We start from the raw sequence: 7,307 nt of genomic DNA, 5'->3' as shown, positions 1-7,307 counted from the left end.
GATTTTGTGGTTTGGGGGTGTATATGGGAGAGGGTGGTTAAATGCGATACCAACAAAACTAAAAAAACCAAGTTCCGTAAATATAGAACTTGGTTCTTAACCAACCCTACCCCATCTATTCAATCAAATTTATCTAAAATCTAAAGACGGTAGAATGGACGGATTTTTTAACACAATCAATAATTACAGATAACCATACGCCACCAGTGCATTGGCAACTTGGGTAAAGCCTGCCACATTCGCACCTGTCATATAGTCAATCGCACCTTCGGTCGTGCCGTATTTTTTACCAGCTTCCAACGCACTTTCATGAATGTTTTTCATGATTTTTTGAAGTTCGATGTCCAAATCTTCAAACGACTTATATTTACGAACCGAGTTTTGGCTCATCTCCAAGCCCGATACCGCAACCCCGCCAGCGTTGGCAGCTTTACCAGGGGCGTAGGCAACACCATTTGCACGCACCACGTCAATGGCTTCGGCAGTCAGTGGCATGTTTGCACCTTCGGCAACATATTTTACGCCATGCTTGACTAAGGCTTGGGCGTCCTGTTCGCTCACTTCGTTTTGGGTGGCACAAGGTAGAGCTACTTCGGCATCAAACTGCCAAGGACGCTCTCCTGCTAGCCATTCACCGCCAAACTCGCTCACATAATCAGCGAGTGCTTTACCATTGGCTTTGTGGTTTTTGACCCAGTCGATTTTCTCTTGGGTAAAGCCTGCCTTGTCCACCAAAGTACCTTTTGAGTCAGAGAAAGTGATGACTTTACCGCCCAAGTGTAGGCATTTTTCGGCGGCGTATTGTGCCACGTTACCTGCCCCTGACACTAGGACAGTTTTACCTTCTAGACTGTCGTTGTTGACTTTTAGCATATTATCAAGGAAGTACACAAGACCATAGCCAGTCGCTTCGGTACGAATGAGCGAGCCACCGTGACCCACGCCTTTGCCAGTCAAAACGCCTTCAAATTCACGGGTTAGGTTTTTATACATGGCGAACATGTAGTTCACTTCACGACCACCCACACCGATGTCGCCTGCGGGTACGTCCATGTCTTTGCCGACATTTTTGTGAAGTTCACGCATGAACGCATAGCAGAAACGGCGGATTTCAGCCTCACTTTTGCCTTTGGGGTCAAAGTCAGAGCCACCTTTAGCACCGCCCATCGGCAAACCAGTCAAGGCATTTTTGAAAATTTGTTCAAAGCCTAAGAATTTTAGCGTCCCTTCGGTAACAGTTGGGTGAAAGCGGATACCACCTTTATATGGACCAATGGCGTTGCTAAATTGGACACGCCAGCCACGATTTACTTGGATTTCGCCTTTGTCGTTTTCCCAGTTCACACGAAAAGAGATGATGCGGTCAGGCTCGCATAGGCGTTCAAAGACTTGTAGGGTCTCAAATTTTGGGTTGTCGGCATAGACCTTCTCAATGGTCATGGCGACTTCTTTGACGGCTTGGATAAATTCAGGTTGATGAGCGTAGTTTTGCTCGACTTTGGCGATGGCGGACTGGATAGTCATGGCGTATTCCTTAGGTTGGTCAAGTATGGATTGAGTGAAAGGTACATTCATTGATTTAATTAATGGCTATCGCCACAATGATTTATATCATAAAAATTAATGAATATATCAGTGAAGTTAATAATACCTACTTTTTGCCAAAAAAACAAGGATTTTATGTCATTGATTGTTGGATAATTATCATAAAAAATTAATATTTAATTAATTTTTATTATAAATTAAAATCTCTTAGAAAATAGTCTCACAGACCATAGACAATCACACAAAATAATGGTAAGTTAAGACAATTTTACCCCATAAATAAGTCGTTAAAATGAAAAACTTAGCCGTCAAATTCTGCGGATTTACTCGCACGGACGATTTACAGACCGCCATTGCTCTTGGCGTGAATGCGGTGGGACTGGTGTTTTATCCGCCAAGCCCCCGTGCTGTCAGCATTGCCACTGCCAAGACGCTTGTATCAGCCGTGCCTGCTTTTACCACCATTGTTGCTTTGGTCGTCAATATGGGGCAGGATGAACTTGTCAATTTGGCAAAAGAAGTGCCATTTGACATTGTGCAATTTCACGGCGATGAAACACCTAGCGAGTGCCAAGCGCTTGCCCGTGCGGTTAATAAACGCTGGATAAAAGCCATTCGGGTAAAAAATGACGACACCAGTGACACGCTGTTAAATCAAATCAACGCATTAAAAGCGTGCAGAGCAAGTGGTGTGATTTTGGACACTTTTAGCGATAAGGCGTATGGTGGTACGGGGCTTGTCTTTGATTGGAAAAAAATCCCTGATAATTCACCTTTGCCGATTTATTTGGCAGGGGGATTAACACCTGATAATATTGGCAAGATTGTAAGCAATCAAGATTTGATGGCAAAAATTAAAGGCGTTGATGTGAGCGGCGGTATTGAAAAGGCAAAAGGGGTAAAATGCGGTGAGAAAATGGGACGGTTTTTACAAAGTGTAAAAAACAAATGATAAGAGACGCGGACAGCCAAACAGGTCAAATATCATTGGGGCTGTATTTGGGATTTTTTGGTCTGTTATTGGGCTGTGTTTATTTTGTTATTCGCCCATTTTTTGATTGGAATGAAGGGTATTTTGCAGTTTTTGAGACTATTATTATTTGTTTATTTTTGATTGCATTTGCTATTGTGGGAATTATTAATACAATCTATATTTGTATAAAGACAAAAGGAGCAAATAGCAGTCTTGATATTGGTTTTTTGATACTGATATTGGTAATGGTTGGCGGTTCTATTTTTATTGGTAGTTTTGCTATTAAGCCATTATATTATACAATTTTTGAAACAAAAGCCACCACAACAACCTATGAGTATTATTTAAAATCTTTTGAGAACCAAAAACGAGCAGGTGCTTATGAGTATTATCTTTATTTTGATAATGACACTCGGGTTAAAATCAACAAAACAACTTATCAAAAGTTAAGGTTAAATAATGAGTATTCTTTAACACTTACTTATAAGCCAAAAGCTGAAATTTTATACGATTTACAAATTTCATTAAAATAGGAAAAACTTATGAACATTCTAATCACAGGCGTAACTTCTGGTTTTGGCTTGGCAATCGCCAAACTTCTTGCCAAAGACAATCATACCATTATCGGTACAGGCAGACGAGCCGATAAACTGGCAAATATTAAGGCGGAAATTGGCGAGAATTTTATCCCTCTATGTTTTGATATTGGCAATTTGGACGATACCAAATCCGCCTTAAATAGTCTTGACAAAGAGCTATTAAATAACATTGATGTGCTTATCAATAATGCGGGATTGGCACTTGGTTTGGAATCTGCTGATAAAGCCAATATCAGCGATTGGCAAACGATGATAAATACCAATATTTTGGGTTTGGTGAACATGACTAACAGCATTTTGCCCTATATGGTCGCCAAAAATGACGGCTATGTCATCAATATCTCATCAACGGCAGGCAATTATCCGTATTTTGGGGCGAATGTCTATGGGGCGACTAAGGCATGTGTTACGCAGTTTAGTCTCAATTTGCGAGCCGATTTAATTGGCAAAAAAGTGCGAGTTACCAACATAGAACCTGGTTTGTGCGGTGGCACGGAGTTTAGTAACGTACGTTTTCATGGCGATGATGACCGTGCGGGCAAGGTTTATGAAAATGTGGAATTTATTCGCCCTGAAGACATTAGTAATATGGTATTATGGCTTATTAATCAACCCAGACATATTAATATCAATCGCTTGGAAGTCATGCCAACCGCTCAAACGTTTGCAGGGTTGACGGTGGTGAAGGATTTATAGGAAAAATTATGCATTATACAATTAGTGGCATTTATCAAGGTGGTAAAATTTCATTAAATGAATTACCGCCATTTGATAAACCCAGTCAAGTTATGGTTGTATTTTTGGACGAGCCATTTTCAATCCATGAACAACCAAAAGCAAAAATCAGCAAACGCCAACAACAATTAGGCAGATTATCTGATTATAAAGCTGACCCTGCTTTTTATGAGCCTTTGGATAAGGACGAATTGGGAAAATGGTAAAGCGATATTTGTTGGATACCCATACTTTATTGTGGTATTATACCGAACCTGAAAAATTATCCAAAACAGCCATTGATATTTTAACCAATGATGATAATCAAATTTATGTCAGTTCGGCAAGTGTTTGGGAAATGGCAACCAAACACCGAAAAGGCAAATTAGGCAAAGCTCAAAAAATATTAGAAAATTTTGAAGAGCTAATGATTGACGCTGATTTTAAACCTTTATCGGTAAATTGGCGACACGCCAAGTTATCAGGCGAATACGCATTAAATCACGCAGACCCATTTGATAGAATGTTGGTTGCCCAAGCTTAAATTGAACAGTTGATTTTGATTAGCTGTGATGATGAAATAAACGCATTTCCCATTGATGTGATTTGGTAAAAATTTAATTTAAAAGGCAAAAACTTATGACAGACTATACCCAATTTCCCAACGCCACAGGTCATTTTGACATTCACGGTGGTTGTTTTGTGTCCGAAACTTTGATGACCGCACTTGAAGAATTAGAACGCATTTATTTAGGCGTTAAAAATAACCCAGAATTTTGGAAAGAATATAATGATGATTTAATCAATTATGTTGGTCGTCCCACACCGCTTTATTTTGCCAAACGCTTAACAAAGGAAATTGGCGGAGCCAAAATCTATCTTAAACGAGAAGATTTAAACCACACAGGGGCTCATAAAGTCAATAACACCATTGGGCAGGCATTGCTCGCCAAATTGGTTGGCAAAAAACGCATTATTGCCGAAACAGGGGCGGGGCAACACGGTGTGGCAACGGCAACGATTGCGGCACGGCTTGGCTTGGAATGCGTGGTCTATATGGGGGCGGACGATGTGGAACGCCAAAAGATGAATGTCTATCGTATGAGGCTTCTAGGGGCGACTGTCGTGCCTGTCACGAGCGGTTCTCGCACGCTCAAAGATGCGATGAACGAAGCGATGCGAGATTGGGTGACCAATGTGGATAATACTTATTATGTGATTGGCACGGTGGCAGGCCCGCACCCTTATCCGATGTTGGTGCGAGATTTTCAGGCGATTATTGGGCGTGAGGCTCGTTTGCAACACCTTGAATTTGAAGACAAATTGCCTGATGTACTGGTTGCGTGCGTGGGCGGTGGCTCAAATGCGATGGGGCTGTTTTATGAGTTTTTAAACGATGAAAGCGTGGCGATGTATGGCGTGGAAGCAGGCGGATATGGCATTGAAACAGGCAAGCATTCTGCTCCCTTAAATGCAGGGCGTGTGGGTGTGTTGCACGGTAATCGCACCTATTTGATGGCGGACGATGAAGGGCAAGTCATTGAAACACATAGCATTTCTGCTGGGCTTGATTACCCAGGGGTTGGACCTGAACACAGTTTTTTAAAGGACAAAGGGCGTGTGGATTATGTGGTTATCAATGACGATGAGGCGTTAGATGCCTTTAAAACTTTGACCAAAACCGAAGGCATTATCCCTGCACTAGAAAGTTCGCACGCGGTGGCGTATGGGCTGAAACTCGCCAAAACATTGGGGCAAGATAAATCCATTATCATCAATTTGTCAGGGCGTGGCGATAAAGATTTGCATACCGTGATGAAAGTGGAAGGGATTGAGATTGATTAAAAGTGAATAAAGAAAGTGAATTAAAAAATAATGGCTCTATTGAAAGTTTAAGTGGTATTTTTGCTCATTATATCAAAGAGCCATTAACCGATGATGGTATTGATGATGCCATTGGAGAAGCATTATTTGAAAAACATTTTAAAAGTTGTCCAACTTATGAAACTATGGATTGGGAAACTTTTAAAAATATCCAATGGCAATCAGAAATTGATGATAATGGAAAATTAATTATTAAGCGAGTAGAAAATGACACAAACTTATAACCTAGATTGGGTCATTAACAAATTCCAATCTCACCCTAATTTAAAATTTTTATATTTTTGGGGGCATACCCCCAAATCTAATGGGCAAATGTCCATGCCTGTTTTAGTCAATGGTATGATTCGCCGTTTGTGGTGGGCAATGTAACTTATCCTACCGCCGAACATTATATGATGGCTCAAAAAGCCAAATTGTTTGGCGATATGGCGATTTTTAATGAAATCATTCACGCCAAACATCCCAAACAAGCCAAAGATTTGGGGCGACAAGTAAAAAATTTTGATGAAAAAATTTGGAATAAACACCGCTTTGACATTGTGGTGCAAGGCAATATTGCCAAATTTAGTCAGCATTCAAAATTAAAGGCGTATCTATTAGGTACAGGTGATAGCATATTGGTGGAGGCAAGTCCGATTGATGGCATTTGGGGTGTGGGTTTGGCAAGAGATGATGATAAAATCCATCATCCCTTAAATTGGCAAGGCTTAAATTTATTGGGATTTGCGTTAATGCAAGTGAGAGATACCTTGCTTTAAACTTTAAAAATAAATACAAACACACAACCATGACCAAAGACAATAAACCCGTCCCAAAGATTTTGACCGTGTTGGTTTTGGCATTCTTTGGGCTTATGATGTATGCCATGCTTGGCAGGTCATATGTGGGTGTGCAAGAAGGCTATTGGGGTGTTTTATCCAGAATATCAACCAGTCTGATAATGCTTGTACTATTGCCAGCTGTGGCTTATTTTTCATTGACACAGCTTAAAAAAGGCAATGAGACATTATGGGAGGATTTTAAAGATTTATTGGCGGTATTGGTTTGCCCTGCGGTATTTTTGATGTTGTTTGCTGATTTGACAGATGATATTTATTATCCACTTTTTGAAAATCATCAAACGGTTGTGAGCGATAGTTATCGTTTTTATTATGAACTTTATCGTGGCGAAAAGATTTATTATTTGGTATTTGATGATAAAGATAACCCCGATTCTTGCAGCCCCAAATACCAAAAATGCCGTTATACTTATAAATTAAGAATTAACGGCAAGACTTATGATGATTTACAACATTTAAATTCATCAAATAAAGACAATCCATTGCAATTAACCTTTAAACCAAAGGCAAGAATATTGATGAAATTAGAAGTTGCCAAACAGCTTTGATTTGTGTAAAAAGAGAGAACCCAAATGACCCGAATTTTCCAAACTTTTGCGACTTTAAAACAGCAAAACAAAAAAGCCATAACCCCTTAAATTGGCAAGGCTTCAATTTATTGGGATTTGCGTTGATGCAAGTCAGAGATGAATTGGTAAAGCAATAAAGTAAAAAGAGATAAAATTGATTAAAAATATTATTGATATTATTGAT

At 39.9% G+C, this 7,307-nt stretch carries 9 protein-coding genes and 1 pseudogene; 9 read left to right on the top strand and 1 reads right to left on the bottom strand.

What is annotated here, in order from left to right; translation table 11 throughout:
• Positions 1–183 precede the first annotated feature (183 nt).
• Positions 184–1,524 carry an NADP-specific glutamate dehydrogenase gene (gene gdhA / locus B5J93_RS04645; RefSeq protein WP_079325025.1) on the bottom strand — a complete coding sequence of 447 codons (1,341 nt, stop codon included), beginning with the start codon at positions 1,522–1,524 and terminating at the stop codon, positions 184–186.
• Between the two features lie 313 nt (positions 1,525–1,837).
• Between gdhA and B5J93_RS04640 the strand changes: the two genes are divergently transcribed.
• From B5J93_RS04640 to B5J93_RS04600, 9 genes and pseudogenes are all read left to right on the top strand, one after another.
• Complete coding sequence (locus tag B5J93_RS04640) at positions 1,838–2,497, top strand: phosphoribosylanthranilate isomerase (protein ID WP_079325023.1); 660 nt, start codon at positions 1,838–1,840, stop codon at positions 2,495–2,497.
• The gene (locus B5J93_RS04635) at positions 2,494–3,051 is read left to right on the top strand and encodes a hypothetical protein (protein WP_079325021.1); all 558 of its coding nucleotides are present in this window, start codon (positions 2,494–2,496) and stop codon (positions 3,049–3,051) included. Before B5J93_RS04640 ends, B5J93_RS04635 begins: the two co-directional genes overlap by 4 nt.
• A gap of 9 nt (positions 3,052–3,060) precedes the next feature.
• Positions 3,061–3,813, top strand: a complete 753-nt coding sequence (locus B5J93_RS04630) for an SDR family NAD(P)-dependent oxidoreductase (protein ID WP_079325020.1) — start codon at positions 3,061–3,063, stop codon at positions 3,811–3,813.
• An 8-nt stretch (positions 3,814–3,821) separates the two neighbouring features.
• Positions 3,822–4,058 (top strand): hypothetical protein, encoded by a 237-nt coding sequence (locus B5J93_RS04625; protein ID WP_079325019.1) that lies wholly within the window; start codon positions 3,822–3,824, stop codon positions 4,056–4,058.
• Between the two features lie 11 nt (positions 4,059–4,069).
• Positions 4,070–4,375 carry a type II toxin-antitoxin system VapC family toxin gene (locus B5J93_RS04620; protein WP_211278848.1) on the top strand — a complete coding sequence of 102 codons (306 nt, stop codon included), beginning with the start codon at positions 4,070–4,072 and terminating at the stop codon, positions 4,373–4,375.
• A gap of 95 nt (positions 4,376–4,470) precedes the next feature.
• Positions 4,471–5,676: a tryptophan synthase subunit beta gene (gene trpB, locus B5J93_RS04615; RefSeq protein ID WP_079325015.1), complete on the top strand. Its 1,206-nt coding sequence runs from the start codon at positions 4,471–4,473 to the stop codon at positions 5,674–5,676.
• A gap of 2 nt (positions 5,677–5,678) precedes the next feature.
• A complete protein-coding gene (locus B5J93_RS04610; RefSeq protein ID WP_079325013.1) occupies positions 5,679–5,939 on the top strand; it encodes a hypothetical protein in 261 nt (86 codons plus the stop codon).
• Positions 5,923–6,473 (top strand): annotated as a pseudogene (locus tag B5J93_RS04605) (NADAR family protein). Before B5J93_RS04610 ends, B5J93_RS04605 begins: the two are co-directional and overlap by 17 nt.
• A 29-nt stretch (positions 6,474–6,502) precedes the next feature.
• Positions 6,503–7,102: a hypothetical protein gene (locus tag B5J93_RS04600; RefSeq protein WP_079325011.1), complete on the top strand. Its 600-nt coding sequence runs from the start codon at positions 6,503–6,505 to the stop codon at positions 7,100–7,102.
• Positions 7,103–7,307 lie beyond the last annotated feature (205 nt).

This window comes from Moraxella equi (genome assembly GCF_002027555.1).
GTDB lineage: Bacteria > Pseudomonadota > Gammaproteobacteria > Pseudomonadales > Moraxellaceae > Moraxella > Moraxella equi.
This window is presented reverse-complemented; position numbering and strand designations above follow the sequence as displayed.

Coding starts and splice junctions, on each gene's coding strand:
- B5J93_RS04630 (WP_079325020.1), top strand. CDS start 3,061: ATGAACATTCTAATCACAGGCGTAACTTCTGGTTTTGGCTTGGCAATC.
- B5J93_RS04635 (WP_079325021.1), top strand. CDS start 2,494: ATGATAAGAGACGCGGACAGCCAAACAGGTCAAATATCATTGGGGCTG.
- B5J93_RS04600 (WP_079325011.1), top strand. CDS start 6,503: ATGACCAAAGACAATAAACCCGTCCCAAAGATTTTGACCGTGTTGGTT.
- gdhA (WP_079325025.1), bottom strand. CDS start 1,524: ATGACTATCCAGTCCGCCATCGCCAAAGTCGAGCAAAACTACGCTCAT.
- B5J93_RS04625 (WP_079325019.1), top strand. CDS start 3,822: ATGCATTATACAATTAGTGGCATTTATCAAGGTGGTAAAATTTCATTA.
- trpB (WP_079325015.1), top strand. CDS start 4,471: ATGACAGACTATACCCAATTTCCCAACGCCACAGGTCATTTTGACATT.
- B5J93_RS04640 (WP_079325023.1), top strand. CDS start 1,838: ATGAAAAACTTAGCCGTCAAATTCTGCGGATTTACTCGCACGGACGAT.